General features: G+C 45.8%; 1 protein-coding gene. It reads left to right on the forward strand.

The window, feature by feature from the left end:
• Window positions 1–509: peptidylprolyl isomerase (locus R8O10_RS27700; RefSeq protein ID WP_318192292.1), on the forward strand; the 509-nt coding region annotated here is incomplete at both ends.

Genomic DNA, 509 nt, shown 5'->3' on the forward strand with positions numbered 1-509 from the left:
CAACTGCGTTTCACCGACGGTCAAGATAAATCAGAAGTAGAAGCACAAGCGAAAGCCCTGGTTAAAAAACTCAATGACGGCGCAGACTTCACCGAAATGGCTTACACCTACTCTAAAGGTCCGAAAGCTCTCCAAGGTGGTGATTGGGGTTGGATGCGTAAAGAAGAAATGCCAACCATCTTTGCTGATCAAATCAAGATGCAGAACAAAGGCAGCATCATTGGTCCATTCCGTAGTGGCGTTGGTTTCCACATCCTAAAAATTGAAGATGTGAAGGGTCTAGAAACCGTTGCGGTGACAGAAGTTAACGCTCGCCATATTCTGATCAAACCAACCGTGATTCTTAGTGATGAAGGCGCTAAAAAGCAGTTAAATGAATTCGTTCGTCGCATCAAAGCTGGCGAAGCGACCTTTGCTCAATTGGCCTCACAATACAGCCAAGACCCAGGCTCTGCCGCTCAAGACGGTGAACTTGGTTACCAAACACCAGATATTTATGTACCTGAATT

Origin of the sequence: Vibrio sp. 1727 (genome assembly GCF_033344415.1) — a bacterium.
In the GTDB taxonomy this organism is placed as follows: Bacteria; Pseudomonadota; Gammaproteobacteria; order Enterobacterales; family Vibrionaceae; genus Vibrio; species Vibrio alginolyticus.